A 25,206-nucleotide genomic window follows, 5' to 3' on the forward strand; every position below is an offset into this window, starting at 1 on the left:
CGGAGTTAATACATGTCCACGACCATGCGTCAAATGCTGGAAGCCGGTGTCCACTTCGGTCACCAGACCCGCTTCTGGAACCCCAAGATGGCCCCGTACATCTTCGGCCATCGCAACAAGATCCACATCATCAACCTGGAAAAGTCGCTGCCGCTGTTCCAGGAAGCGCAGAAGTACGCCAAGCAACTGGCTGCCAACCGCGGCACCATCCTGTTCGTCGGTACCAAGCGCCAGGCCCGTGAAATCCTGGCAACCGAAGCGCAACGCGCCGGCGTGCCTTACGTCGACCAACGCTGGCTCGGCGGCATGCTGACCAACTTCAAGACGGTCAAGACCTCGATCAAGCGCCTGAAAGACATGAAGGCCCAGCAGGAAGCTGGCCTGGACAGCCTGTCCAAGAAGGAACAGCTGATGTTCGCCCGTGAACTCGAAAAGCTCGAGAAGGACATCGGCGGCATCCAGGACATGGCCGCGCTGCCGGACGCCATCTTCGTGATCGATGTGGGCTTCCACAAGATCGCCGTTGCCGAAGCCAAGAAGCTGGGCATTCCGCTGATCGGTGTGGTGGACTCCAACCATTCGCCCGAAGGCATCGACTATGTGATCCCCGGTAACGACGACTCTTCCAAGGCCGTCACCCTGTACGCACGTGGCATCGCCGACGCCGTGCTCGAAGGCCGCGCCAATGCCGTGAACGACGTGGTCAAGGCCGTGTCCGAAGGCAGCGACGAATTCGTCGAAGTCGAAGAGGGCGCCTCTGCCTGAGTCCGCTTCCGAGCTTCCGGAAAGGGGCTCGTGTAGCCCCTTTTTTACAACTGATTTGCGTTTGAACTGAATACGGAGAATTTGATGGCTGCAATTACCGCAAGCATGGTTGCCGAACTGCGTGCAAAGACCGATGCCCCCATGATGGAGTGCAAGAAGGCGCTGACCGAAGCCGACGGCAACATGGAAAAGGCTGAAGAGATCCTGCGCGTCAAGCTGGGCAACAAGGCCGGCAAGGCGGCAGCCCGCGTGACGGCCGAAGGCGTGGTTTCCAGCTTCATCGACGGCACCACCGGTGCTTTGCTCGAAGTGAACTGCGAAACCGACTTCGTGACCAAGAACGACAGCTTCATTGCACTGGCCAAGGCTGCCGCCGAACTGATCGCGAAGAACAATCCCGCCGACATCGCTGCGCTGGGCGCGCTGTCCTACAGTGCCGACGGCTTCGGCCCCACGCTGGAAGACGTCCGCAAGGGCCTGATCGGCAAGATCGGCGAGAACATGAGCTTCCGCCGCTTCAAGCGTTTCGATTCCGGCTCCAAACTGGCGAGCTACCTGCACGGCACGCGCATCGGCGTTGTGGTCGAGTTCGACGGTGACGAAGTTGCGGCCAAGGACGTCGCGATGCACATCGCCGCCATGAAGCCCGTTGCGCTGACCAGCGCCGACGTGCCGGCCGATCTGATCGAGAAGGAGCGCTCTGTCGCCACTGCCAAGGCTGCCGAATCTGGCAAGCCGGCCGATATCGTCGCCAAGATGATCGAGGGCTCGGTGCAGAAGTACCTGAAGGAAGTCTCGCTGTTCGACCAGCCTTTCGTGAAGAACGACAAGCAGACGGTTGCCCAGATGCTCAAGGCCGCCAACACGACCGTCAAGGCGTTCACGCTGTACGTCGTGGGTGAAGGCATCGAGAAGAAGGTGGACGACTTCGCCGCCGAGGTGGCTGCCCAGGTGGCTGCTGCCAAGGGCGCAGCCTGAGCGCCGCAGACCGCAGCGAAGCCAGCCCGCCGCCGGAGAACCCCGCTACACTCACGACCGAACCAAGGAGCCCATCGATGTCCGACGCCAAGCCAGCCCACAAGCGAATCCTGCTCAAGCTGTCTGGCGAGGCGCTCATGGGTGACGACCAGTTCGGTATCAATCGCGCCACCATCGTCCGCATGGTCGAAGAGGTGGCCGATGTCACTCGCATGGGTGTCGAGGTGGCCGTGGTGATCGGCGGCGGCAACATCTTCCGCGGCGTCGCCGGTGGCTCGGTCGGGATGGACCGCGCCACGGCCGACTACATGGGCATGCTGGCCACGGTGATGAACTCGCTGGCGCTGGCCGATACCATGAACAAGCAGGGCCTGATTGCCCGCGTCATGTCTGCGATCGCCATCGAGCAGGTGGTCGAACCTTATGTCCGCCCCAAGGCGTTGCAGTACCTCGAAGAGGGCAAGGTCGTCATCTTTGCAGCCGGTACGGGCAACCCTTTCTTCACCACCGACACGGCTGCTGCGCTGCGTGGCGCCGAGATCGGTGCCGAGCTGGTGCTGAAGGCAACCAAGGTCGACGGCGTCTACACGGCCGACCCGAAGAAAGACCCGACCGCGACGCGCTATTCCAAGCTGACGTTCGACGAGGCCATCGCGCAGAACCTGGGCATCATGGATGCGACCGCGTTTGCGTTGTGTCGCGACCAGAAGCTGCCCATCAAGGTGTTTTCCATTTTCAAGCACGGTGCGCTCAAGCGCGTCGTGATGGGCGAGGACGAGGGCACCCTCGTCTACGCGTGAGGAGATCGATATGAGCATCCCGGACATCCGCAAGGGCGCCGAGGCCAAGATGGACCAGTCCATCGCCGCCTTCCGCAACAACCTGGCCAAGATCCGCACCGGCCGCGCCAATCCGGCGCTGCTCGATTCGGTGCAGGTCGAGTACTACGGCTCGATGGTGCCGCTTTCGCAGGTGGCCAACGTGTCGCTGCTCGATTCGCGCACGCTGAGCGTCCAGCCCTGGGAAAAGGGCATGGGCCCGAAGATCGAGAAGGCCATCCGCGAAAGCGATCTGGGCCTGAACCCTGCGAGCATGGGCGACCTGATCCGCGTGCCGCTGCCCGCCATGAGCGAAGAGCGCCGCAAGGAAATGACCAAGATCGTGCGCAGCGAAGGCGAGAACGCGAAGATCGCCATCCGCAACCTGCGACGCGACGCCAACGAGGCGGTCAAGAAGCTGGTCAAGGACAAGCAGGTCTCCGAAGACGATCAGAAGCGCTCGGAGGGCGATATCCAGAAGGTCACCGACAAGCATGTCGCGGAGATCGATCAGCTCGTCACAGCCAAGGAACAGGAGATCATGGCCGTCTGACGGCCTGATCCGCGCCTTCATGGCTGAAGCGCCGCTTCACGTCGCCATCATCATGGATGGCAATGGCCGGTGGGCCACCCGGCGGCTCCTGCCGCGCGTGGCGGGCCACAAGCAGGGGGTTGATACCCTGAAGCGTTGTGTGTCTGCCTGCATGGAGCGCGGCATCGGTGTGCTCACGGTCTTTGCCTTTTCTTCCGAGAACTGGGAGCGCCCCGCAGACGAAGTGTCGGGCCTGCTCGATCTTCTGGCGGGTGCGTTGTCTCGTGAAGTGGCGGAGCTGCAGGCCAATGGTGTGCGCCTGCATTTCATCGGCAACCGCGCAGCACTTTCCGCCAAGGTGTGCCAGGGCTTTGCGCAGGCCGAAGCTTCGACGGCGCACAACGCGCGACTCGTCCTCAACATCTGCTTCAACTATGGCGGGCGCTGGGACATTGTGCAGGCTGCGGCCAAGCTCGCTGCACGCGGCGTGCCCATCACGGAAGAAGCGCTGGGTGCCGAACTCTCTCTGGCACACGTTTCGCCGCCCGACCTGCTGATCCGTACCGGCGGCGAACAGCGCGTCAGCAACTTCCTGCTCTGGCAGCTCGCCTACAGCGAACTCTATTTCTGTGACACGCTCTGGCCGGACTTCGACGCAGCGGCTCTCGACCTTGCACTGGGCTCTTTCAGCGGACGTGAACGCCGTTTCGGCAAGACGTCGGCCCAGATTTCGGCACAAGGATCCGGCGACGCGCCCACGCAGGCCAGCCGTCTGGCCGCCTGAGGAAAAATCCATGCTCAAGCAGCGCGTGATCACCGCCATCGTCCTGTTGGCCATCCTTCTGCCCGCGTTGTTCTACCCCTCGCCGGAACCGTTCTGCGCGGTGGTGCTGCTGCTGATTGCGGCGGGCGGCTGGGAGTGGGGCAAGCTCAACGGGCTGGGGCAGGGCATGTCGCTCGTCCTGGCGGGCGTCTGTCTCGCGCTGTGCGGGGCGTCGTGGTGGGCAGGTTTGCTCCAGCAGCAACTCACATGGCTGTGGATCCTGGCAGGCTCTGCCTGGGTGCTGGCGGGGGCATGGCTTATCCGCAGCGGCGTTCCCGGCTGGCCTCGCGTTCCGAAAGCGGTACGCCTCGTCGGCGGCATCGCTGTCCTGTGCGTGGCGTGGCTTGCTGCTGCGCAGGCGCGTATCGCCGGCATCAACTTCCTGCTGTCGATCCTTCTGCTCGTGTGGGTGGCCGACATCTTTGCGTACTTTGCCGGCCGGGCATTGGGCCTGCGATGGACGCGCGTCAAGCTCGCGCCCGCCATCAGTCCCGGCAAAAGCTGGGAGGGTGTCTGGGGCGGCATGGCCGGCGTGGTGCTCGTCGCACTGGCCTGGGTGTGGGCGGATGCGCACTGGCAGTCGGCTGTGCCGAGTTTCTATTCGGTCCTGGCATCGCGCGGCCTCTGGCTCATGCTGCTCGCCGTGCTGTTCATGGCCGCGATGAGCGTTGTTGGTGACCTCGTGGAATCGCTTATCAAGCGCAGTGTCGGTGTGAAGGACAGCAGTGGCCTGCTGCCGGGGCATGGTGGCGTACTCGACCGGGTGGATGCACTGCTTCCCACGCTGCCACTGGCGCTGATGCTGACCTCTCTGCCCACTGCATGAAGAAACAACGTGTTGTCGTCCTGGGCGCGACCGGGTCGGTCGGTGCCAATACGCTGGATGTGATCGCCCGGCATCCGGAGCGCTATGAAGTCTTTGCCCTGACGGCCGCCACCAAGGTGGATGCGCTGCTGAAGCAATGCGTTCAGTTCCGCCCGGCATTCGCCGTCATGACCGGCGAGCCGCATGGGCGGGAACTGGCGCGACAGGTCGAGTCGCTGGGTCTCCCGACGAAAGTGCTCTGGTCTGCGGCGGACCTGTCGATGGTGGCCGCGCACGAGGAGGTCGACGTCGTCATGGCCGCCATCGTGGGCGCCGCTGGTCTGGCCCCCTGCCTTGCGGCAGCGCGCGCAGGCAAACGCCTGTTGCTCGCGAACAAGGAAGCGCTGGTGCTCGGGGGCGAGGTGTTCCTCGGGGCAGTCCGTCAGGGCGGCGCGACGCTGCTGCCCATCGACAGTGAGCATTCGGCAATTTTCCAGTCGCTTCCCGACGATCCGGCCACATGGAATGAGCGGGTCGAGAAGATCATCCTCACGGCGTCGGGCGGTCCATTTCGTACGCGTGACCCTGCAACGCTGCATGACGTCACGCCGGATCAGGCGTGCGCCCATCCGAACTGGATCATGGGTCGCAAGATCTCGGTGGATTCGGCCACCATGATGAACAAGGCGCTGGAGGTCATCGAGGCGTGTTACCTGTTCGGGTTGCCGCCGCGTCGCATCGAAGTCGTGATCCACCCGCAGAGCATCATCCACTCGATGGTGCAATATCACGACGCTTCGGTGGTCGCGCAACTGGGCACGCCGGATATGCGCGTGCCCATCGCCTACGGCCTGGCCTGGCCCGAACGGGTGGCCAGTGGCGCGGCTGCGCTCGACTTCCTGTCGCTGCCACCGATGACTTTCGAACCTGCGGATGCCGTGCGCTTTCCGGGGCTGCGGCTGGCCTGGCAGGCGCTGGAGGCGCCGGCCGGCACCACGGCGGTGCTCAACGCCGCCAACGAAGTGGCGGTCGAGGCCTTCCTGGCGGGCCGGATACGTTTCGATCAAATTCTTGAAGTCAATCTTGCAACTCTCGATGGCGTTACCATCTCCAAGCCGGGGTCGCTGGACGATCTGCTGGCCCTGGACGCACTGACGCGCGGGAAGGCAGGCCAGGAAGTCCGGCGCATCGGCATTCCATAAATACGGGGGTCATGCTCATGCTGACAGTGGTTGCATTCGTGGTGGCCTTGGGCCTGTTGATCGCTGTGCACGAGTACGGGCACTATCGCGTGGCGGTCGCCTGCGGCGTCAAGGTGCTGCGCTTTTCCGTGGGTTTTGGCAAGCCGCTGTACACATGGCGGCCCCGCAAGCAGCGGCCCAACCAGTCCACCGAATTCGTCATCGGCGCCATTCCACTGGGTGGCTACGTCAAGATGCTCGATGAGCGCGAGGGTCCGGTGGACCCGTCCGAGCGGCATCTGGCGTTCAATACCCGGCCCCTGAAGGCGCGTGCTGCCATCGTGGCGGCGGGTCCGATCGCCAATCTCTTGCTGGCCGTCCTGCTTTATTCGCTGGTCAACTGGTATGGGGTTTCGGAGCCAAAGGCTGTGCTGGCCAGCCCTGTGCCCGGTTCCATTGCGCAACAGGCAGGTTTGATTGGTGGCGAGCAGGTCCTGCGCATGGCCGCAGACGACGAAGACTGGCGCGAGACCAAATCCTTCGAGACATTCCGTTGGCAGCTCACCCGCGCCGCGCTGGAGGGCCAGGACCTGCGCATGGTCGTCGCCGGTGCGTCGGGGGGCGAGCGGGAGGTGCGGCTCCCGCTGTCGTCACTTTCCGTCAAGGACGCCGACGTCCAGATGTTCCGCCGCGTCGGCATCATCGCGCCGTGGACCGAGCCGGTCATCGGTGATGTCATGGACGGTTCTGCCGCCCAGAAATCCGGTCTGCGCAAGGGCGACCGTGTCATTTCCGTCGGTGACACGACCGCCGTGGATGGTGTGCAGTTGCGCGAACTGATCCGCGCCCAACTGCTGGATGGCAAGCCCGTGACCCGCACCTGGCGCGTGGAACGCGAGGGCAGCCCATTGGAACTTCAGGTCACCACCGAGGTGAAAACCGAGAAGGGCGAGTCCACGGCGCGCATCGGCGCCTTCGTCGGCTCGCCGCCGGCGCTGCTCACGGTGCGCCATGGCCCGATCGAGGGGCTCTGGAATGGCGTGGTGCGCACCTGGGAAGTGTCGTTGCTCACGCTGCGCATGATGGGGCGGATGGTGATTGGCGAGGCATCGCTGAAGAACCTCAGCGGCCCGCTGACCATTGCCGATTTCGCCGGCAAGTCGGCCAGCCTGGGCCTGACCCAGTATCTGGTGTTCCTGGCCCTGATCAGCGTCAGCCTGGGAGTGCTGAACCTGCTGCCTCTGCCCGTATTGGATGGGGGACACCTGATGTATTATCTTTGGGAGGGCGTGACCGGCAAGAGCGTCTCTGACGCCTGGATGGAGCGGCTGCAGCGCACGGGCGTCGCGGTGCTTCTGGTCATGATGTCGATTGCGATGTTCAACGACGTTACACGCTTGTTTGGTTCAACCTGACCTTCTGGCGCATCCGCGCAGCAGGCACAATCTGCGTCCATGAAAAAACAACTCAGCCGCTTCCGCGTGCGCACCGTGTCCGCGGTGGCCGCCATGGCAATGGCAGCCAGCACCGCCTGGGCCGTAGATCCTTTCACCATCCGCGACATCCGTGTCGAAGGTCTCCAGCGCGTCGAGCCGGGCACCATCTTCGCGTCGCTCCCGGTGCGTGTGGGCGACGTCTACAACGACGACAAGGGCACTGCGGCCATCCGGACGCTGTTCGGGCTGGGCCTGTTCACCGACGTGCGCCTCGAGGTCAACGGCAGCGTCCTGGTCGTGATCGTTGAAGAACGTCCTACGGTCAACGAGGTCGATTTCGTCGGCACCAAGGAATTCGAGAAGGACGCGCTCAAGAAGTCGTTGCGCGACATCGGCCTGACCGATGGCCGTCCGTTCGACAAGGCGCTGGCCGACCGCGCGGAGCAGGAGCTCAAGCGCCAGTACATCAACCGCAGCCTGTATGCCGTCGAAGTCGTGACGACGGTGACGCCGATCGAGCGCAACCGGGTCAACGTCACTTTCACCGTGGTCGAAGGTGAGCCCTCGAAGATCACGGAAGTGCGCGTCGTCGGCAACAAGGCCTTCAGCGAATCGACGTTGACGGGTCTGTTCGACCTGGATACCGGTGGCTGGATGAGCTGGTACACCAAGTCCGACCGCTATTCGCGCACCAAGCTCAACGCCGACCTGGAAACGCTGCGCTCGTATTACCTGACGCGCGGCTACCTCGAATTCCGCATCGACTCCACCCAGGTTGCGCTTTCGCCGGACAAGCAGGGTATCTCGATCACCGTGAACGTCACCGAGGGCGAGCGCTATGTCGTCTCGGGCGTGAAGCTGGAGGGCAACTACCTGGGTCGTGACGACGAATTCAAATCGCTCATCACCATCAAACCCGGTGAAGCCTACAACGCCGACCAGGTGAGTGAGACGGTCAAGGCCTTCAGTGACTATTTCGGCAACTTCGGCTTCGCGTTCGCCCGCGTGGAGGCGCGTCCCGAGATCGATCGCACGACCAACCGCGTTGCGTTCGTGCTACAGGCAGAGCCGGCGCGTCGCGTCTACGTGCGTCGCGTGAACGTGGCAGGCAACAGCCGCACGCGTGACGAAGTGGTCCGTCGCGAGTTCCGGCAGTTCGAGTCATCCTGGTACGACGGTGACAAGATCAAGCTGTCGCGCGACCGGGTGGACCGCCTGGGGTACTTCCGCGAGGTCGGCATCGAAACGCAGGAAGTGCCGGGCGCGCCTGATCAGGTTGACGTCAACGTGACCGTCGAGGAGAAGCCCACCGGCAGCCTGACGCTGGGCGCGGGTTTTTCGAATGCGGAGAAGCTGGCACTGTCGTTCGGCATCAAGCAGGAAAATGCGTTCGGCTCCGGCAACTATCTTGGCGTTGACATCAACACGAGCAAGTACAACCGCACCTACGTTTTCAGCACCACCGATCCGTACTTCACCAACGATGGCGTTTCGCGCACGGTAGACCTTTATCACCGCACGACGCGTCCCTATTACGCGGTGGACGGCGACTACGCGTTGGTGACGTCCGGTGCCAGCCTGCGCTTCGGCGTTCCTTTCAGTGAAACGGACACGGTCTTCTTCGGTGGCGGCGTGGAGCGCACGACGATCGAGCCCGGCACGAACATGCCGCAGGTCTATCAGACATATGTGAACCAGTTCGGCGAGACCAGCACGAGCGTTCCCCTCACCATCGGCTGGGCGCGCGATGACCGCGACAGCTCGCTCGTGCCGACGCGTGGGCGCTATCAGCGCGTCAATGCCGAATGGGGCATCGGAGGCGATACCCGCTACATCAAGGCCAACTACCAGTTCCAGCAATATGTTCCATTGAACAAGCAATTTACACTCGCTTTCAATAGCGAGGTGGGCTGGGGCAAGGGCATGGGCGGCAGGCCTTATCCGGTGTTCAAGAACTTCTATTCGGGTGGCCTCGGATCGGTGCGCGGTTTCGAGCAATCGTCGATCGGCACCAAGGATGCAATCACCCAGGCTGCCATTGGCGGATCGCGCAAGTTCACCCTGAATTCCGAGGTGATCGCGCCGTTGCCGGGTGCTGGCAACGACCGTACATTGCGTATGTTCGGCTTCGTCGACGTGGGCAGTGTCTGGGGTGAAAACGACCCCATCAATGCGGACTCCCTCCGCGCGTCGGTTGGCGTCGGCATCAGCTGGATTTCGCCCCTTGGCCCCCTGCGTATTGCCTTTGCGAACCCCATCCGCAAGTTGCCAGGGGATAGAATCCAGAGATTCCAATTCCAGATCGGTACATCTTTTTGATGAAGCTTATGAATGTCTTCGCCCGCCTGCTGTTCGTTTCCGGTGTGGCCTTCATGTCCGTCGCCGTGCAGGCGCAGGAATTCCGCATTGGTTTCGTGAATCCGGACCGTGTCATGCGAGAAGCCAGCTCGGCCAAGGCTGCCCAGGCCAAGCTCGACCAGGAATTCACCAAGCGTGAACGCGATCTGGTGGAGCAGGGCAATGTTCTTAAGGCTGCCTCTGACAAGTTCGAGCGCGAGGCGCCCACGCTGTCGGAGTCCCAACGGACTGCCCGCCAGCGCCAGTTGGTCGAGCAGGATCGTGACTTCCAGCGCAAGCGCCGTGAATTCCAGGAAGACGCAAACGCCCGCCGCAATGAAGAGCTGCAGGCACTGCTGGAGCGCGCGAACCGCGTGATCAAGCAAGTTGCAGAGGCCGAGAAGTACGACGCCATCCTTCAGGAAGGCATCTACATCAATCCCAAGCACGACATTACCGACAAGGTGATCAAGGCGCTGAACGCGGCTTCGGGTACGGCGCCGGCCAAGCAATAAGCCCGGGGCGCTCTGGCGTGGCGCTGCGTCTCGGCTCCATCGTCCAGGCCCTTGGCGGTGAACTGCACGGCCCGGAAGACCTCATCATCCAGAACCTGGCTCCGCTGGAGTCAGCGTCTCCTGTCTCGCTGAGCTTCTTCAGCAACCCCAGATACCAGCAGCAACTGGCCGCGTCGCGCGCCGGTTGCGTCATCGTCGGCCCGCAGCAGCGGGACCTGGCCCTGGCACGTGGTGCCTGCATCGTGACTGAGCAGCCTTATCTGTACTTTGCCAGGGTCACGCAGCTTTGGCGGCAGGCGATCGAGCCTGCGGGTCGGCCTGCCATTCATCCGAGTGCGGTGATCGAGGAGGGAGCCAACGTCCATCCGACCGCGCGGGTCGGCCCGCTGTGCGTGGTCGAGCGCGGTGCATCAATCGGTGCCGGCACCGTTCTCAAGTCCCGGGTTACGGTCGGCGAAAACTGTTCCATCGGCGAGCGCTGTATCGTCCACGCGGGCGCGGTCATCGGTGCCGATGGTTTCGGCTTCGCGCCGAACGACGGGGCCTGGGAAAAGATCGAGCAGCTGGGCGCGGTGCAGATCGGCAACGACGTGGAGATCGGTGCCAATACCTGTATCGACCGTGGGGCGCTCGACGACACCGTGATTGCCGACGGCGTCAAGCTCGACAACCTCATCCAGATCGGGCACAACGTCCGCATCGGCGCGCACACCGCCATGGCCGGATGCGTGGGTGTGGCGGGCAGTGCGCGGATCGGCGCGCATTGCACGGTGGGCGGCGGTGCCATCGTGCTCGGCCATCTCGAGATCGCGGATCGTGTGCACATCTCTGCAGCGAGCGTGGTCACGCGCTCGATCCTCAAGCCGGGGCAGTACACCGGGATGTTCCCCATCGACGACAATGCGTCCTGGGAAAAGAATGCAGCGAGTCTGAAGCAGTTGCATTCGCTGCGCGAACGCCTTCGCGCCCTCGAAAAATCGAAGAATTCATGATGGACATTCACCAGATCCTCAAGCAACTGCCGCATCGCTACCCCATCCTGCTGGTGGATCGCGTGCTGGAGCTCGAAAAGGGCCAGCGCATCAAGGCGTTGAAGAACGTCACGATCAACGAGCCATTCTTCATGGGGCACTTTCCTCATCGGCCGGTGATGCCGGGCGTGCTGATGCTTGAAGCCATGGCGCAGGCGGCTGCGCTGCTGGCGTTCGACATGCTGGGCAAGGCGCCCGACGACAAGACGGTCTACTACTTCGCCGGCATCGACGGCGCGCGGTTCAAGCGACCGGTGGAGCCGGGCGACCAGCTTGTCATGGACATCACGCTCGAGCGCATGAAGGCCGGCATCTTCAAATTCAAGGGCGTCACGCGCGTGGGCGAAGACGTGGCCTGTGAGGCCGAACTCATGTGCACGATGCGTTCGATCGCCTGAGGCGTAAGCCAGCCGTTCATGACCACGCCGCTGATCCATCCGACTGCGATCATCGACCCGGCTGCCGGGCTCGACAGTTCGGTCTCCGTCGGGCCGTACTCCGTCATCGGGCCGCACGTACGGATCGGGGCAGGCACGACGGTGGGTCCGCACGCCGTGATCGAGGGTCACACCACCATCGGGCGCGACAACCGCATCTTCCAGTTCGTGTCGCTCGGCGCGATCAACCAGGACAAGAAGTACAAGGGCGAGCCGTGTGAACTGGTGATCGGCGACCGGAACACGATCCGCGAATTCAGCACGTATCACATCGGCACGGTACAGGGCGGCGGCGTGACCCGGTTGGGCGACGACAACTGGATGATGGCGTATACCCATCTCGCGCACGACTGTCTGGTGGGCAACAACACCATCTTCGCCAACAACGCACAGATCGCCGGCCATGTGGTGGTGGGCGACTGGGTGATCCTCGGCGCCTACACCTGCGTCCACCAGTTCGTGCGCATCGGCGCGCACGGCATGACGGCCATGGGTTCGGTGTTGCTGGCCGACCAGCCGCCGTTCGTGATGAGCGAAGGCCATCCGGCCGGTGCGCGCTCGATGAATTTCGAAGGCCTGCGCCGGCGCGGCTTCTCCCCCGAGCGCATCGCGGCCGTCAAGGCCATGCACAAGGCGCTGTACCGGGAGAATCTGCCCGTTGCGCAGGCGCGCGAACGCATCGCGGCGCTGCCGGCAGAGCACCCGGGCAGTGAGGCCGATGTGGCGCTGATGCTCACCTTCCTCGATGGCCTGAGTGCCCAACGCGGCATCGTCCGCTGACCTTCCGATGAGTGCAGAGCCCCGGATCGCCATGGTTGCCGGCGAGGCCTCTGGCGATCTGCTCGCCGGCCTGCTGCTGCAGGGGTTGCGCGGACGTTGGCCAGGCGCAGAAGCCGTCGGTATCGGGGGGTCACGCATGCAGATGCAGGGCTTCGAGGCCTGGTGGTCGAGCGACCGGCTGGCCGTGCGCGGCTACGTCGAGGTGCTGCGCCACTACCGGGGCATCGTGCGTATCCGCTCCGAACTAAAACAGCGTCTGCTCCAGGAGCCGCCGCGAGTGTTCATCGGCGTGGATGCGCCGGACTTCAATCTCGATCTCGAAGCCGATCTCAAGAAGGCAGGCATTCCCACGCTGCATTTCGTCTGTCCGTCCATCTGGGCCTGGCGGCCCGAGCGCATCCACAAGATCAAGCGCAGTGTGGACCATGTGCTGTGCATCTTTCCGTTCGAGCCCGAATTGCTCGCGCAAGAAGGCATCGCAGCCACCTATGTGGGCCATCCGCTGGCAAATGTGATACCGATGGAGCCGGATCGCGCCGCAGCGCGCACCGCGCTCGGCCTGCCTCGGGACGCCACGGTCGTCGCGATATTGCCGGGCAGCCGTGCGTCCGAGGTCCAGTACATCGCCCCACTGTTCCTGCAGGCCGCGAAGCTGATCGCGGCCAAGGCACCGCAAACACGCTTCGTGCTGCCCGCCGTGCCGTCGCTGCATGCGCGCGTGCACGCGCTGACCCGCCAAAGCGGTCTGGGCGACAGGCTGACGGTTCTTGACGGCCAGTCGCACGCCGCGCTGGCCGCCTGCGACGTCACGCTCATCGCCAGCGGCACCGCGACGCTCGAAGCCGCGCTGTTCAAGCGGCCCATGGTCATCGGGTACCGAATGAACGGGCTCTCCTGGCTGATCATGCAGCGCAAGAAACTCCAGCCCTGGGTCGGGTTGCCCAACATCCTGTGCCGCGACTTCGTCGTGCCCGAGTTGTTGCAGGACGACGCCACCCCCCAGGCCTTGGCGCAATCTGTGCTGGACTGGCTGGCCGCACCTGAGAAAATCGAGGCCTTGCAGCAGCGCTTCGTGGCGCTGCATCATGAGCTGCAGCGCGACACCGCACAACTGGCAACCGATGCGATCCAGAAAGTTCTTGAAGGCTGAGCAGTCCACGCTGGCTTGGGACGTGCCCGGGCTTGTGGCCGGCGTCGACGAGGCTGGCCGCGGGCCGCTCGCCGGTCCGGTGATTGCGGCCGCCGTCATCCTGGATGACCTGAATCCCATCAGGGGTCTTGCCGATTCCAAGACCCTCACGGCCATGCGTCGTGACCGCCTGTACGACGAAATCCGTGCGAAGGCGCTGTGCTGCGCCGTCGGTGAAGCTTCGGTCGAAGAGATCGATACGCTCAATATCCTGCAGGCAACGATGCTGGCCATGCGCCGGGCCGTCGATGGCCTGCGCCTCAAGCCCGTGAAGGTGCTGGTGGACGGCAACCGCCTGCCTGCACTGAGTGTGGTGGCCGAGGCCATCGTCAAGGGCGATTCGCTGGTGCAGTCGATCTCGGCTGCTTCGATCATTGCCAAGGTCCACCGCGACAGGCTCTGCCTGGAACTGCACCAGCGCTGGCCGAACTACGGTTTCGACAGCCACAAGGGTTACGGCACCGAGCAGCACATGATCGCGCTGCGGGAACACGGACCGTGCGAAGCGCACCGCCGCAGCTTCGCGCCGGTGCATGGTGCCGTCAGGGCTCCCGTGCAATGAGCGAGCCACCCCGCATCCAGCACATCACCTCCCGGGACAACCCGTGGTTGAAGGACCTGCGCAAGCTGGCGCAGGACAACGCGGCGCCGCGCCGGCAGGGGCGCGTGTGGATCGAGGGCGACCACCTGTACAGGGCCGCGCAGTCGCGGGGCCTGAAACCGCAGACGGTCGTGTATGCGGAGTCTTTCCATCCGCAGGCTCCCCCGGCATGGTCAGAGGGCGTCGAACAAGTGGTCGTGTTGCCAGACGCGTTGTTCGACGCGATCAGCAACCTCGAATCTCCCGCGCGCATGGGCGGCGTGTTGAAGTTGCCGGATGCTGCGGCGCCGCAAACCGGTGTGGCGACAGTCATCCTCGATCGGGTGCAGGATGCCGGCAATGTCGGCTCCATCCTGCGCAGTGCGGCTGCCTTCGGCTTCCGGCAGGTCTTGGCGCTGAAGGGCACCGCGGCCTTGTGGTCACCGAAGGTCTTGCGGGCGGGCATGGGGGCGCACTTCACACTGGCGTTGCTTGAAGGCTTGAGCGAGCCGGAGCTGGACGGGCTGGACATGCCGCTGGTCGTGACAAGCTCCCATCGCGGGGAATGGCTGCACAAGGTGGCGCTTCCCGATCCCTGCGCCTGGGTGCTGGGCCATGAAGGGCAGGGTGTCAGCCCCGGTCTGGAAGCGCGTGCCAGCCTGTCCGTGCGCATCGCACAGCCCGGGGGAGAAGAATCGCTGAACGTGGCCGCTGCCGCTGCCATCTGCCTTCATGCCAGCGCGGCGGCAAAGGGCTGAGCCCGAAGAAGGTGCAGCGGCGCAGGCTATAATCGACGGGTTTACCTGCCAACACCCACGCCTAGCGCCGTTCCGCCGAACCACCTTCACCAAAACGTGCTCGAATCCACTGGATTTCCGACGGATGAGAGCGAGTGCTGGGCGTATCCATAACTGGAGTTACCCCGTGCTTCCCGTCTCGCCCATCGCCATCCTCGCGCTTGCAGACGGCACGGTCTTTACCGGCAATTCGATCGGAGCCCCCGGCTCCACAGTGGGTGAAGTGGTGTTCAACACCGCCATCACCGGCTACCAGGAAATCCTCACCGACCCGAGCTACTGCCAGCAGATCGTCACACTGACGTATCCGCACATCGGCAACTACGGCGTCAACACCGAGGACATCGAAGCCGACAAAGTCCATGCCGCCGGCCTGATCATCAAGGATCTGCCGCTGCTTCATTCCAACTTCCGCGCGTCGATGACGCTGTCGCAATACCTGGCGCGTGAAGGCACCGTGGCCATTGCCAACATCGACACCCGCAAGCTCACCCGCCACCTGCGCACCAAGGGCGCGCAGAACGGTTGCATCCTGGCGCTCGCCGAAGGCGAAGAAGCCACGCAGGCCCTCATCGACAAGGCCGTCGCTGCCGCCAAGGGCGCGCCCAGCATGGCGGGTCTGGACCTGGCCAAGGTGGTCTCGGTCACCAAGCCCTACACGTGGACGCAGACCGAGTGGGAGCTCGGCACCGGGTACGGTACCCAGAAGGAGCCACGCTTTCATGTCGTCGCGTTCGACTACGGCGTCAAGAAGAACATCCTGCGCATGATGGCGAGCCGCGGCGCGAAGATCACCGTGGTGCCGGCACAGACGTCGGCTGCGGAAGTGCGCAAGCTCAACCCGGACGGCGTGTTCCTCGCCAATGGCCCGGGCGACCCGGAGCCGTGCGACTACGCCATCGCCGCGTCGCGTGAACTGATCGAGGACGGCATCCCGACCTTCGGCATCTGCCTGGGCCACCAGATCATGGCGCTGGCTTCCGGCGCGAAAACCTTCAAGATGAAGTTCGGCCACCACGGCGCGAACCATCCTGTGAAAGACCTGGACAACGGCCGCGTCTCCATCACCAGCCAGAACCACGGATTCGCTGTGGACGAGAAATCCCTGCCCGCCAACCTGCGTCCCACCCACGTGAGCCTGTTCGACGGCACGTTGCAGGGCCTGGCGCGTACCGACAAGCCGGCGTTCTGCTTCCAGGGCCATCCGGAAGCCTCACCCGGCCCGCACGACATCGGCTACCTGTTCGACCGCTTCACGGCACTCATGGAAACGCACAAGGAAAAGAAGGCGGAGAAGAGCAATGCCTAAGCGCACAGACATCAAGAGCATCCTCATCATCGGCGCCGGCCCGATCATCATTGGCCAGGCCTGCGAGTTCGACTACTCCGGTGTGCAGGCCTGCAAGGCGCTGCGCGAAGAGGGCTACAAGGTCATCCTGATCAACAGCAATCCCGCGACGATCATGACCGACCCGGCCACGGCCGACGTCACCTACATCGAGCCGATCACCTGGCAGACGGTCGAGAAGATCATCGCCAAGGAAAAACCGGACGCGATCCTGCCCACCATGGGTGGCCAGACGGCGCTCAACTGCGCGCTCGACCTCTGGCACAACGGCGTGCTCAACAAGTACAAGGTCGAGCTGATCGGGGCGACGCCCGAGGCCATCGACAAGGCCGAAGACCGCCAGAAGTTCAAGCAGGCCATGACGCGCATCGGCCTGGGTTCGGCGCGCTCGGGCATCGCCCACAGCATGGATGAAGCCTGGGCCGTACAGAAGACGGTGGGCTTTCCCACGGTCATCCGCCCCAGCTTCACGCTGGGGGGCACCGGCGGCGGCATCGCCTACAACTCGGAAGAGTTCGAAGTCATCTGCAAACGCGGCCTCGAAGCCTCGCCGACCAACGAACTGCTGATCGAAGAGTCGCTGCTCGGCTGGAAGGAATACGAGATGGAAGTGGTCCGCGACAAGGCGGACAACTGCATCATCGTCTGCTCCATCGAAAACCTGGATCCGATGGGCGTGCATACGGGTGACTCGATCACCGTGGCGCCCGCTCAGACGCTGACCGACAAGGAATACCAGATCATGCGCAACGCCAGCCTGGCCGTTCTTCGCGAGATCGGCGTGGATACGGGCGGCTCCAACGTGCAGTTCTCGGTGAACCCCGCCGACGGCCGCATGATCGTCATCGAGATGAACCCGCGCGTGTCGCGTTCGTCTGCGCTCGCGTCCAAGGCCACGGGATTCCCGATCGCCAAGGTTGCGGCCAAGCTGGCCGTGGGCTACACGCTCGACGAACTGCGCAACGACATCACGGGGGGCGCCACGCCTGCATCGTTCGAGCCTTCGATCGACTACGTGGTCACCAAGATCCCGCGTTTCGCGTTCGAGAAGTTCCCGCAGGCCGACAGCCGCCTCACCACGCAGATGAAAAGCGTGGGCGAAGTCATGGCCATGGGCCGTACCTTCCAGGAGTCTTTCCAGAAGGCGCTGCGCGGCCTCGAAGTCGGGGTGGACGGCCTGAATGAAAAGACCCAGGACCGCGAAGTGCTCGAAAAGGAGCTCGGCGAGCCCGGTCCGGACCGCATCTGGTACGTGGGCGACGCCTTCGCCCAGGGCATGAGCATCGACGAGGTGCATGACCTCACGAAGATCGACAAGTGGTTTCTCGTGCAGATCGAGGAGATCGTGAAGATCGAGCTCAAGCTCGAAACCATGTCGCTCGACGAGCTCGACGCGCGCACATTGCGCATGCTCAAGCAGAAGGGCTTCTCCGACCGCCGCCTCGCCCGACAGCTCAAGACCACCGACAAGGCCGTGCGCGAGAAGCGCCGCAAGCTGGGCGTGCGCCCGGTCTACAAGCGCGTGGACACCTGCGCTGCCGAGTTCGCGACCAACACCGCCTACATGTACTCGACGTACGACGACGAGTGCGAGGCCGAGCCGACGGACAAGAAGAAGATCATGGTGCTGGGCGGCGGCCCCAACCGCATCGGCCAGGGCATCGAGTTCGACTATTGCTGCGTCCACGCCGCTCTCGCCATGCGCGAGGACGGCTACGAGACCATCATGGTCAACTGCAATCCCGAAACCGTGTCCACCGACTACGACACCTCGGACCGCCTGTATTTCGAGCCGCTCACGCTCGAAGACGTGCTGGAAATCGTGGACAAGGAAAAGCCGCACGGCGTGATCGTGCAGTACGGCGGCCAGACGCCGCTGAAACTTGCGCTCGATCTCGAAGCGAACGGCGTGCCCATCGTCGGCACCAGCCCCGACATGATCGACGCGGCTGAAGACCGCGAACGCTTCCAGAAACTGCTGCACGCGCTCAACCTTCGCCAGCCGCCGAACGCCACCGCGCGCACCGAAGCCGAGGCATTGGCCAAGGCACAGGCGCTGGGTTATCCACTGGTCGTGCGCCCGAGCTATGTGCTGGGCGGCCGCGCGATGGAAATCGTGCACGAGCAACGCGACCTCGAACGCTACATGCGCGAAGCCGTGAAGGTGAGCAACGATTCGCCCGTGCTGCTGGACCGCTTCCTGAACGATGCGATCGAGTGTGACGTGGATTGCCTGTCCGACGGCAAGCGCACTTTCATCGGCGGTGTGATGGAACACATCGAACAGGCCGGCGTTCACAGCGGGGACTCCGCGTGCTCGCTGCCGCCGTACTCGCTGTCCAAGGAAACGGTGGACGAGCTCAAGCGCCAGACGGCCGCCATGGCGCACGCGCTGAACGTCGTCGGCCTGATGAACGTGCAGTTCGCGATCCAGCAGATCGACGGCAAGGATGTCATCTACGTTCTGGAAGTGAACCCGCGCGCCTCGCGCACCGTGCCTTATGTCAGCAAGGCCACGGGCATCCAGCTGGCCAAGGTGGCGGCGCGCTGCATGGTCGGCCAGTCGCTGGACAGCCAGGGCATCGGCAAGGAAGTGACGCCGCCGTACTTCAGCGTGAAGGAGGCCGTGTTCCCCTTCGTCAAGTTCCCGGGCGTGGACACCATCCTCGGTCCCGAGATGAAGTCCACCGGCGAGGTCATGGGCGTGGGCAAGACCTTCGGCGAAGCTTTCGTGAAATCGCAGCTCGGCGCCGGTACCCGCCTGCCGCGTCCGACGGACGAAGCGCGCAAGGTGTTCCTCACCGTGAAGAACAGCGACAAGCCGCGCGCCGTGGACGTGGCGCGCCAGCTGGCTGACATGGGCTTCGAGATCGTGGCCACGAAGGGCACGGCTGCTGCCATCCAGGCGGCGGGCATTGCCTGCATCACGGTCAACAAGGTGACCGAAGGCCGCCCGCACGTGGTGGACATGATCAAGAACAACGAGATCACGCTGGTCATCAACACCGTGGAAGAGCGCCGCAATGCGATCGCCGATTCGCGCGCGATCCGCACCTCGTCGCTGCTCGCGCGCGTGACGACCTTCACCACCATCGCCGGCGCGGAAGCGGCCGTCGAAGGCATGAAGTACATGGACAACCTGGACGTCTGCTCGGTGCAGGAGATGCACGCGCAGCTGGCTGCGGCCTGATCCGCGCCGCTTGATCTTGGATTGTTTCCCGGCATAATGGCCGTGAAACACACACCGCCGGACGGCAACGTTCGGCGGTTTGCTTTTGGAGATAGACAAACATGAACACGATTCCCATCACCAGGCGCGGCGCGGAAAAGCTCAAGGAGGAGTTGCACCGCCTCAAGACCGTCGAGCGTCCGGCGATCATCAATGCCATCGCCGAAGCGCGTGCGCAGGGTGACATCAGTGAAAACGCCGAGTACGACGCGGCCAAGGACCGTCAGGGGTTCATCGAAGGCCGCATCCAGGAAATCGAAGGCAAGCTGTCGGCCGCGCAGGTCATCGACCCGTCAGCGCTCGACGCCGGTGGCAAGGTGGTGTTCGGCTCCACGGTCGAACTGGAAGACGAGGCGTCTGGCGAAGCGGTGAAGTACCAGATCGTGGGCGAGGATGAGGCGGACATCAAGTTCGGCCGTGTCAACGTGTCCAGCCCCATCGCGCGCGCGCTCATCGGCAAGGAAGAGGGCGACACGGCGGAAGTGCAGGCCCCGGGCGGCACCAAGCGCTACGAGATCGTTGCCGTCCACTACGTCTGAAGCGGAAAGCCGTTGACGTGAAAGATCGCCTGGCCCTGCTGGCCGCCGCGTTGTGGTGGGGCAGCCTGACCACTGTTGGTTTCCTCGTCGTGCCGATGCTGTTCGCCAATCTGGCGACGCCGGCCACAGCAGGTGCCATGGCCGCCAAGCTGTTCTCGGCGCAGACCTGGGTGACGCTGGGCTGCGCCTTCTTGCTGATCATCCACATCCGTACGACGGCTGAAGGCGCGCTCGAAGGCAAGGCGCAGACGGATTTGATGCTGGTGGTCGCCGGTGCCTTGCTGGCGCTGCTTGTCGAATACGCCGTCGCTCCACGCATCGTGGCGCGCGAGAACCTCAAACTCTGGCATTCGGTAGGCACAGGCATGTATGCCGTGCAGTGGCTTTGCGCCACGGCGCTGATCTGGCGCAAGGGCCGCACGCCTGCTTGAAGCTTTGACGGTTTATTCCCGCCAGTGCTCCGCCACCCAGCCCGCCGGGCGGATGTAGCGGAAGCGCCGGTTGCGCCGGCCGGCCAGTGCGTCCGGCGGATTGCATTCACCGTGGAAGATGATGACGCGAGCGTCCTTCGGCACCTCGGGCGGCTTCCAGTAGTTGGTGGGCCAGGTCGGGATGCTGTGGTACTTGAAACTCGGGCACCAGCCGTCGGGCCAGTACTGCAGCTTGCCCTGCTTGTGCAGGAAGTCAGACAGATAGGCCTGCTCGTTGCGGAATTCCTCGCGCACTTCCTGCACATGGGAGCGGAAGTACTCCAGCACGTCGGGGTGCGCTCCCAGCTCGAACCGGTACACCGACGAATTGCCGGTCACGCGCCACGGACGCTTGTAGTCGTGAATGATGAGGAAGTCGCCCGGCAGCGTGAAGAACTCGTCCAGATTGCCGACGATGACGACGTCCACGTCAAGGAAGAGTGCCGTGCCCTTCAGCCCGTGCAGGTCGGCCGCGAACGACACCAGCTTGGTCCAGCCACGCTCGGGAATGCCGGGAGGCAGGTCCAGCGGCGGAATCGGGAAGCAGTCCACCCCCGGGCGGATGCCGTTGAAGTCGTCCGTCAGGCAGACAAAGCGGAAGTCGCCGCTCAGGTGCCGGCGCACCATGGCGTAGAGCCGGTTCACGTATTCGGGGCCGTACTTCGTGCCCCACTTCATGCAGATGACGTTGCGCTGCACGGCGGCTTCAACCCAGATTGCGCTTCTTGACGGACTTCTGTTTGGGTTTGGCGCGCTTGACCTGCCCACCGGGGGTCAGGCGCTGGTTGCCCAGCACGCGCAGCGTGCGCACTTCAGGTCGCTGGCCACCACGCTTGCTGTACTTCAGGACCTTGAAGTCGCGCGGGCCGGCCATGCGGTCTTCGTCCTCGACCTTCTCCTTCGGCTTGACGGGACGCCACAGTACCAGCAGCTTGCCAATGTGCTGGATGGGCGCGGCGTTCAGCTGGTCGGCCAGTGCCTGGTAGGTTTCTTCGCGCTTGAGGCGGTCGTCGCCCAGGACGCGGATCTTGATGAGCCCGTGTGCGTTGAGCGCGGCATCGGTTTCACGGACGACGGCAGGGGTGAGCCCGTCATTGCCGATCATGACGACGGGGTCCAGATGATGCGCTTCGGCGCGATGCACCTTCCGCTGGGCGGGCGTGAGTTGTATTTGGGGCATGGCCGTATTATCCGGGCTGCAGGGGGTTGGCGGGCGATGAAGCAAGTCAAGCCCCGGGATGTCTGTTCCGCCATCGTGATGGTGGCTGTGTTTTGCCAGAGGCCTGGAAATGACCAAAAAGAATCTTGACGAGACGGAATTTCTCGTCAAGCTGAACGACAGGCTTCGTCAACATGCCATGTACGAGCCCGGCATGAACTTCATCGCCATGCCCCGGACGGCGACGGACATCTACGTGACCGGCTTCGACTGGCAGGGCGGCAAACACCATCGCCGGATGTTTCTTGGAATCTCCGGGGATGTGGGGACGCAGTTCGGATTGCTGGAATCGCCTCAGGTGACTGATCACGTGGCCAATTCCGGCGAGAAGGGTTTTCAGGAAGCTGAGCATTTCCGTGACGTGGATGGACGGCTCTACCGCTACACCATGCGCTACAACGCCGGTCCGGAGCCGACGTGGAACGCCCGGATCAGCATCGATGGGGGCGAAACACTTCATTGGACTGGCACCATGCACGGCAATCTGCATGGGGGCAGCGCGTTGCGCGCAGCCATGGCGGCCATGATCGAAGCCCTGATCGACAGCGACATCGCGGACTGACTTTTTCCAGGAATCCCGCTTTCGAGGGCGCTACCTGAGAAAATACCGGCCAATGAAAGTAAAAACAAAGAGCAAGAAGGTCAACAAGTCATGGTTGAACGACCACGTCAACGACCCCTACGTGAAGATGGCCCAGAAAGATGGCTATCGCGCCCGTGCGGCCTACAAACTCAAGGAAATCGATGAATCGCTGGGGCTGATCAAACCCGGCCATCTGGTGGTGGACCTGGGGTCTGCCCCCGGCGCGTGGAGCCAGTACGTGCGCCGTCGCCTGTCACCCGAGGGCGCTGCCGTGGGCGAGCTCAACGGCACCATCGTGGCGCTGGACATCCTGCCGATGGAGCCCGTCGAAGGCGTGGTCTTCCTGCAGGGCGATTTCCGCGAGCCCGAGGTGCTGGCGAAGCTGCGGGCCACTGTGGGAGACCGCAAGGCCGACGTGGTGGTGTCGGACATGGCGCCCAACCTGTCGGGCATCGAATCGGCCGACGCGGCCCGCATCGCGCATCTGGTGGAGCTGGCAGTGGAGTTCTGCCAGTTGCAGCTCAAACCCGAGGGTGCGCTGGTGGTCAAGGTGTTCCACGGCAGCGGCTACAGCCAGCTGGCCAAGCTGTTCAAGGAAACATTCCGCGTCGTCAAACCCGTCAAGCCCAAGGCCTCGCGGGACAAGTCGTCAGAGACTTTCCTTGTGGGAATCGGGCTCAAGTAGGCCTGCGACCAGCCCGCAACGCCGACGCCAAAACGCACGAAAAGTAACGGATTCCCTTCTGCCACCATGGCCGGAGGGGGTAAAACCACCCTTTGCGTACCTTGAAACACCTAAAATGGGGCGCAACTAGGTCCTGTCCGGCCCTCATGCCGCCCTTGATTCCCGCCCCTTGATTCGGAGCCTCGATTGAATAACCAGTGGTTCTCAAAAATTGCCGTGTGGCTCGTCATCGCGATGGTGCTGTTCACGGTGTTCAAACAGTTCGATGGTCGCGGTGCAGCCGGTGCCGGCGCAGTCGGCTATTCGGACTTCCTCGAACAGGTGCGCACCAACCGCATCAAGAGCGCCGTCATCCAGGAAGGCCAGGGCGGCACCGAGATCGTCGCTGTCGACAATGACGGCAACAAGATCCGCACCACCGCCACTTACCTCGACCGTGGCCTCGTGGGTGACCTGATCAACAACAACGTCAAGTTCGACGTCAAGCCGCGTGAAGAGCCCAGCCTGCTGGTGAGCCTGCTCGTCAGCTGGGGCCCGATGCTGCTGCTGATCGGCGTGTGGGTGTACTTCATGCGCCAGATGCAGGGCGGCGGCAAGGGCGGGGCGTTCAGCTTCGGCAAGTCCAAGGCCCGCATGCTGGACGAGAACAACAACACCGTCACCTTCGCCGACGTGGCCGGTTGCGACGAGGCCAAGGAAGAAGTGAAGGAAGTCGTCGACTTCCTGAAGGATCCGCAGAAATTCCAGAAGCTCGGTGGCCGCATTCCGCGAGGCCTGCTGCTGGTCGGCCCTCCCGGCACCGGCAAGACGCTGCTGGCCAAGTCCATCGCCGGCGAAGCCAAGGTGCCGTTCTTCAGCATCTCGGGTTCCGACTTCGTCGAAATGTTCGTCGGCGTGGGCGCTGCCCGCGTGCGCGACATGTTCGAGAACGCCAAGAAGAACGCGCCCTGCATCATCTTCATCGACGAAATCGACGCTGTGGGCCGCCAACGTGGCGCGGGTCTCGGCGGCGGTAACGACGAGCGCGAACAGACCCTCAACCAGATGCTGGTCGAGATGGACGGCTTCGAGACCAACCTGGGCGTGATCGTGGTGGCTGCCACCAACCGCCCCGACATCCTGGACGCCGCTCTGCTGCGCCCGGGCCGTTTCGACCGCCAGGTGTACGTGACGCTGCCTGACATCCGCGGCCGCGAACAGATCCTCAACGTGCACATGCGCAAGGTGCCGATCGGCCAGGACGTGAGCGCGTCCATCATCGCGCGCGGCACGCCCGGCATGTCCGGTGCCGACCTGGCCAACCTGTGCAATGAAGCCGCGCTGATGGCCGCACGCCGCAATGCGCGCGTGGTCGAGATGCAGGACTTCGAGAAGGCCAAGGACAAGATCTTCATGGGCCCCGAGCGCAAGAGCATGGTCATGCCCGAGGAAGAGCGCCGCAACACGGCCTACCACGAGTCGGGGCACGCGCTCATCGGCAAGCTGCTGCCCAAGTGCGACCCGGTGCACAAGGTCACCATCATCCCGCGCGGCCGTGCGCTGGGCGTGACGATGAGCCTGCCCGAGAACGACCGCTACAGCTACGACCGCGACTACATGCTCAACCAGATCAGCATGCTGTTCGGTGGCCGCATCGCCGAAGAAGTGTTCATGAACCAGATGACCACCGGCGCTTCGAACGATTTCGAGCGTGCCACCAATCTGGCGCGCGACATGGTCATGAAGTACGGCATGAGCGAGGCGCTCGGCCCGATGGTCTATGCGGAGAACGAGGGCGAGGTCTTCCTCGGCCGCTCGGTCACCAAGACCACCAACATCTCCGAGCAGACCATGCAGAAGGTGGACGGCGAAGTGCGCCGCATCATCGACGAGCAGTACGGCCTGGCCCGTCGTCTGATCGAGGAGAACAGCGACAAGATGCACGCCATGGCCAAGGCGCTGCTCGAATGGGAAACCATCGACGCCGAGCAGCTGGATGACATCATGGCCGGTCGTGAGCCACGTCCGCCGAAGGACTTCACGCCGCGCACACCGCCGGCAGGTGGTGGCAGCGGCGGATCGCCCGCCGTCAAGCCTGACCCCGCGCCCACGGCGGCCTGATCAGCCGACTGGCGTGTTCGTTCGACCAT

Annotated in this window: 25 protein-coding genes; 23 read left to right on the top strand and 2 right to left on the bottom strand. The window is 63.7% G+C overall.

Features of this window, described 5'->3' with window-relative positions; translation table 11 throughout:
- The first annotated feature begins 12 nt into the window (after positions 1-12).
- The 20 genes from rpsB to ACO2Q9_RS08570 all read left to right on the top strand — a co-directional run bounded on the left by rpsB (position 13) and on the right by ACO2Q9_RS08570 (position 20,551).
- Entirely contained in the window at positions 13-765 is a 753-nt protein-coding gene (gene rpsB, locus ACO2Q9_RS08475; protein ID WP_423310209.1) for a 30S ribosomal protein S2, read from the top strand.
- A gap of 84 nt (positions 766-849) precedes the next feature.
- Positions 850-1,743, top strand: a complete 894-nt coding sequence (gene tsf / locus ACO2Q9_RS08480) for a translation elongation factor Ts (RefSeq protein WP_423310211.1) — start codon at positions 850-852, stop codon at positions 1,741-1,743.
- A gap of 77 nt (positions 1,744-1,820) precedes the next feature.
- On the top strand, positions 1,821-2,543 hold the full coding sequence (gene pyrH, locus ACO2Q9_RS08485; protein ID WP_423310213.1) for a UMP kinase: 723 nt from the start codon (positions 1,821-1,823) through the stop codon (positions 2,541-2,543).
- A gap of 10 nt (positions 2,544-2,553) precedes the next feature.
- The gene (gene frr, locus ACO2Q9_RS08490) at positions 2,554-3,114 is read left to right on the top strand and encodes a ribosome recycling factor (RefSeq protein ID WP_423310215.1); all 561 of its coding nucleotides are present in this window, start codon (positions 2,554-2,556) and stop codon (positions 3,112-3,114) included.
- A 19-nt stretch (positions 3,115-3,133) separates the two neighbouring features.
- Positions 3,134-3,877: a polyprenyl diphosphate synthase gene (gene uppS / locus ACO2Q9_RS08495; protein ID WP_423310217.1), complete on the top strand. Its 744-nt coding sequence runs from the start codon at positions 3,134-3,136 to the stop codon at positions 3,875-3,877.
- Between the two features lie 10 nt (positions 3,878-3,887).
- Entirely contained in the window at positions 3,888-4,742 is an 855-nt protein-coding gene (locus ACO2Q9_RS08500) for a phosphatidate cytidylyltransferase (protein WP_423310220.1), read from the top strand.
- Positions 4,739-5,923, top strand: coding sequence for a 1-deoxy-D-xylulose-5-phosphate reductoisomerase (locus ACO2Q9_RS08505; protein WP_423310222.1), 1,185 nt, complete (start codon positions 4,739-4,741; stop codon positions 5,921-5,923). The genes ACO2Q9_RS08500 and ACO2Q9_RS08505 overlap by 4 nt, the downstream gene beginning before the upstream one ends.
- 11 nt (positions 5,924-5,934) lie before the next feature.
- The gene (rseP, locus tag ACO2Q9_RS08510; protein WP_423310224.1) at positions 5,935-7,317 is read left to right on the top strand and encodes an RIP metalloprotease RseP; all 1,383 of its coding nucleotides are present in this window, start codon (positions 5,935-5,937) and stop codon (positions 7,315-7,317) included.
- A gap of 39 nt (positions 7,318-7,356) precedes the next feature.
- On the top strand, positions 7,357-9,657 hold the full coding sequence (gene bamA / locus ACO2Q9_RS08515; RefSeq protein ID WP_423310226.1) for an outer membrane protein assembly factor BamA: 2,301 nt from the start codon (positions 7,357-7,359) through the stop codon (positions 9,655-9,657).
- A gap of 8 nt (positions 9,658-9,665) precedes the next feature.
- The gene (locus ACO2Q9_RS08520; protein WP_423310228.1) at positions 9,666-10,190 is read left to right on the top strand and encodes an OmpH family outer membrane protein; all 525 of its coding nucleotides are present in this window, start codon (positions 9,666-9,668) and stop codon (positions 10,188-10,190) included.
- Between the two features lie 17 nt (positions 10,191-10,207).
- Entirely contained in the window at positions 10,208-11,182 is a 975-nt protein-coding gene (lpxD, locus tag ACO2Q9_RS08525) for a UDP-3-O-(3-hydroxymyristoyl)glucosamine N-acyltransferase (protein WP_423310230.1), read from the top strand.
- Positions 11,179-11,619, top strand: a complete 441-nt coding sequence (fabZ, locus tag ACO2Q9_RS08530; RefSeq protein WP_423310232.1) for a 3-hydroxyacyl-ACP dehydratase FabZ — start codon at positions 11,179-11,181, stop codon at positions 11,617-11,619. The genes lpxD and fabZ overlap by 4 nt, the downstream gene beginning before the upstream one ends.
- An 18-nt stretch (positions 11,620-11,637) precedes the next feature.
- Positions 11,638-12,438, top strand: coding sequence for an acyl-ACP--UDP-N-acetylglucosamine O-acyltransferase (gene lpxA / locus ACO2Q9_RS08535; RefSeq protein ID WP_423310234.1), 801 nt, complete (start codon positions 11,638-11,640; stop codon positions 12,436-12,438).
- 7 nt (positions 12,439-12,445) lie between these two features.
- A complete protein-coding gene (lpxB, locus tag ACO2Q9_RS08540; RefSeq protein WP_423310236.1) occupies positions 12,446-13,588 on the top strand; it encodes a lipid-A-disaccharide synthase in 1,143 nt (380 codons plus the stop codon).
- Positions 13,560-14,189, top strand: a complete 630-nt coding sequence (rnhB, locus tag ACO2Q9_RS08545) for a ribonuclease HII (RefSeq protein WP_423310238.1) — start codon at positions 13,560-13,562, stop codon at positions 14,187-14,189. The genes lpxB and rnhB overlap by 29 nt, the downstream gene beginning before the upstream one ends.
- The gene (locus ACO2Q9_RS08550) at positions 14,186-14,965 is read left to right on the top strand and encodes a TrmH family RNA methyltransferase (protein ID WP_423310240.1); all 780 of its coding nucleotides are present in this window, start codon (positions 14,186-14,188) and stop codon (positions 14,963-14,965) included. The genes rnhB and ACO2Q9_RS08550 overlap by 4 nt, the downstream gene beginning before the upstream one ends.
- Positions 14,966-15,089: 124 nt before the next feature.
- Positions 15,090-16,313, top strand: a complete 1,224-nt coding sequence (gene carA, locus ACO2Q9_RS08555) for a glutamine-hydrolyzing carbamoyl-phosphate synthase small subunit (protein ID WP_423310242.1) — start codon at positions 15,090-15,092, stop codon at positions 16,311-16,313.
- Positions 16,306-19,542: a carbamoyl-phosphate synthase large subunit gene (gene carB, locus ACO2Q9_RS08560; protein ID WP_423310244.1), complete on the top strand. Its 3,237-nt coding sequence runs from the start codon at positions 16,306-16,308 to the stop codon at positions 19,540-19,542. The genes carA and carB overlap by 8 nt, the downstream gene beginning before the upstream one ends.
- A 101-nt stretch (positions 19,543-19,643) precedes the next feature.
- A complete protein-coding gene (gene greA / locus ACO2Q9_RS08565; RefSeq protein ID WP_423310246.1) occupies positions 19,644-20,120 on the top strand; it encodes a transcription elongation factor GreA in 477 nt (158 codons plus the stop codon).
- 17 nt (positions 20,121-20,137) lie between these two features.
- Positions 20,138-20,551 (top strand): DUF4149 domain-containing protein, encoded by a 414-nt coding sequence (locus tag ACO2Q9_RS08570; RefSeq protein WP_423310248.1) that lies wholly within the window; start codon positions 20,138-20,140, stop codon positions 20,549-20,551.
- 12 nt (positions 20,552-20,563) lie between these two features.
- Here ACO2Q9_RS08570 and ACO2Q9_RS08575 read toward each other — a convergent pair whose 3' ends face one another.
- Positions 20,564-21,268: a glycosyltransferase gene (locus ACO2Q9_RS08575; protein ID WP_423311220.1), complete on the bottom strand. Its 705-nt coding sequence runs from the start codon at positions 21,266-21,268 to the stop codon at positions 20,564-20,566.
- A gap of 28 nt (positions 21,269-21,296) precedes the next feature.
- Positions 21,297-21,770, bottom strand: coding sequence for a YhbY family RNA-binding protein (locus ACO2Q9_RS08580; RefSeq protein ID WP_423310250.1), 474 nt, complete (start codon positions 21,768-21,770; stop codon positions 21,297-21,299).
- A gap of 109 nt (positions 21,771-21,879) precedes the next feature.
- On the opposite strand from ACO2Q9_RS08580, the gene ACO2Q9_RS08585 reads away from it, so the two are divergent.
- From ACO2Q9_RS08585 to ftsH, 3 genes are all read left to right on the top strand, one after another.
- A complete protein-coding gene (locus ACO2Q9_RS08585) occupies positions 21,880-22,371 on the top strand; it encodes a hypothetical protein (protein WP_423310252.1) in 492 nt (163 codons plus the stop codon).
- Between the two features lie 52 nt (positions 22,372-22,423).
- Positions 22,424-23,077, top strand: a complete 654-nt coding sequence (locus ACO2Q9_RS08590) for an RlmE family RNA methyltransferase (protein ID WP_423310254.1) — start codon at positions 22,424-22,426, stop codon at positions 23,075-23,077.
- 186 nt (positions 23,078-23,263) lie between these two features.
- Positions 23,264-25,177, top strand: a complete 1,914-nt coding sequence (gene ftsH, locus ACO2Q9_RS08595; protein ID WP_423310256.1) for an ATP-dependent zinc metalloprotease FtsH — start codon at positions 23,264-23,266, stop codon at positions 25,175-25,177.
- The last annotated feature ends 29 nt before the right edge of the window (positions 25,178-25,206 follow it).

The organism is Variovorax sp. VNK109 (genome assembly GCF_049445855.1).
Taxonomy (GTDB): domain Bacteria; phylum Pseudomonadota; class Gammaproteobacteria; order Burkholderiales; family Burkholderiaceae_C; genus JAGOCV01.

What these genes read in the sequence shown, in the direction of transcription:
- pyrH (WP_423310213.1), top strand. Translation starts at nt 1,821, where the DNA reads ATGTCCGACGCCAAGCCAGCCCACAAGCGAATCCTGCTCAAGCTGTCT.
- ACO2Q9_RS08520 (WP_423310228.1), top strand. Translation starts at nt 9,666, where the DNA reads ATGAATGTCTTCGCCCGCCTGCTGTTCGTTTCCGGTGTGGCCTTCATG.
- ACO2Q9_RS08500 (WP_423310220.1), top strand. Translation starts at nt 3,888, where the DNA reads ATGCTCAAGCAGCGCGTGATCACCGCCATCGTCCTGTTGGCCATCCTT.
- ACO2Q9_RS08590 (WP_423310254.1), top strand. Translation starts at nt 22,424, where the DNA reads ATGAAAGTAAAAACAAAGAGCAAGAAGGTCAACAAGTCATGGTTGAAC.
- lpxA (WP_423310234.1), top strand. Translation starts at nt 11,638, where the DNA reads ATGACCACGCCGCTGATCCATCCGACTGCGATCATCGACCCGGCTGCC.
- carB (WP_423310244.1), top strand. Translation starts at nt 16,306, where the DNA reads ATGCCTAAGCGCACAGACATCAAGAGCATCCTCATCATCGGCGCCGGC.
- ACO2Q9_RS08585 (WP_423310252.1), top strand. Translation starts at nt 21,880, where the DNA reads ATGACCAAAAAGAATCTTGACGAGACGGAATTTCTCGTCAAGCTGAAC.
- rnhB (WP_423310238.1), top strand. Translation starts at nt 13,560, where the DNA reads ATGCGATCCAGAAAGTTCTTGAAGGCTGAGCAGTCCACGCTGGCTTGG.
- greA (WP_423310246.1), top strand. Translation starts at nt 19,644, where the DNA reads ATGAACACGATTCCCATCACCAGGCGCGGCGCGGAAAAGCTCAAGGAG.
- uppS (WP_423310217.1), top strand. Translation starts at nt 3,134, where the DNA reads ATGGCTGAAGCGCCGCTTCACGTCGCCATCATCATGGATGGCAATGGC.
- fabZ (WP_423310232.1), top strand. Translation starts at nt 11,179, where the DNA reads ATGATGGACATTCACCAGATCCTCAAGCAACTGCCGCATCGCTACCCC.
- tsf (WP_423310211.1), top strand. Translation starts at nt 850, where the DNA reads ATGGCTGCAATTACCGCAAGCATGGTTGCCGAACTGCGTGCAAAGACC.
- ACO2Q9_RS08580 (WP_423310250.1), bottom strand. Translation starts at nt 21,770, where the DNA reads ATGCCCCAAATACAACTCACGCCCGCCCAGCGGAAGGTGCATCGCGCC.
- ACO2Q9_RS08505 (WP_423310222.1), top strand. Translation starts at nt 4,739, where the DNA reads ATGAAGAAACAACGTGTTGTCGTCCTGGGCGCGACCGGGTCGGTCGGT.
- lpxB (WP_423310236.1), top strand. Translation starts at nt 12,446, where the DNA reads ATGAGTGCAGAGCCCCGGATCGCCATGGTTGCCGGCGAGGCCTCTGGC.
- ACO2Q9_RS08550 (WP_423310240.1), top strand. Translation starts at nt 14,186, where the DNA reads ATGAGCGAGCCACCCCGCATCCAGCACATCACCTCCCGGGACAACCCG.
- bamA (WP_423310226.1), top strand. Translation starts at nt 7,357, where the DNA reads ATGAAAAAACAACTCAGCCGCTTCCGCGTGCGCACCGTGTCCGCGGTG.
- ACO2Q9_RS08575 (WP_423311220.1), bottom strand. Translation starts at nt 21,268, where the DNA reads ATGAAGTGGGGCACGAAGTACGGCCCCGAATACGTGAACCGGCTCTAC.
- rseP (WP_423310224.1), top strand. Translation starts at nt 5,935, where the DNA reads ATGCTCATGCTGACAGTGGTTGCATTCGTGGTGGCCTTGGGCCTGTTG.
- frr (WP_423310215.1), top strand. Translation starts at nt 2,554, where the DNA reads ATGAGCATCCCGGACATCCGCAAGGGCGCCGAGGCCAAGATGGACCAG.
- carA (WP_423310242.1), top strand. Translation starts at nt 15,090, where the DNA reads ATGAGAGCGAGTGCTGGGCGTATCCATAACTGGAGTTACCCCGTGCTT.
- rpsB (WP_423310209.1), top strand. Translation starts at nt 13, where the DNA reads ATGTCCACGACCATGCGTCAAATGCTGGAAGCCGGTGTCCACTTCGGT.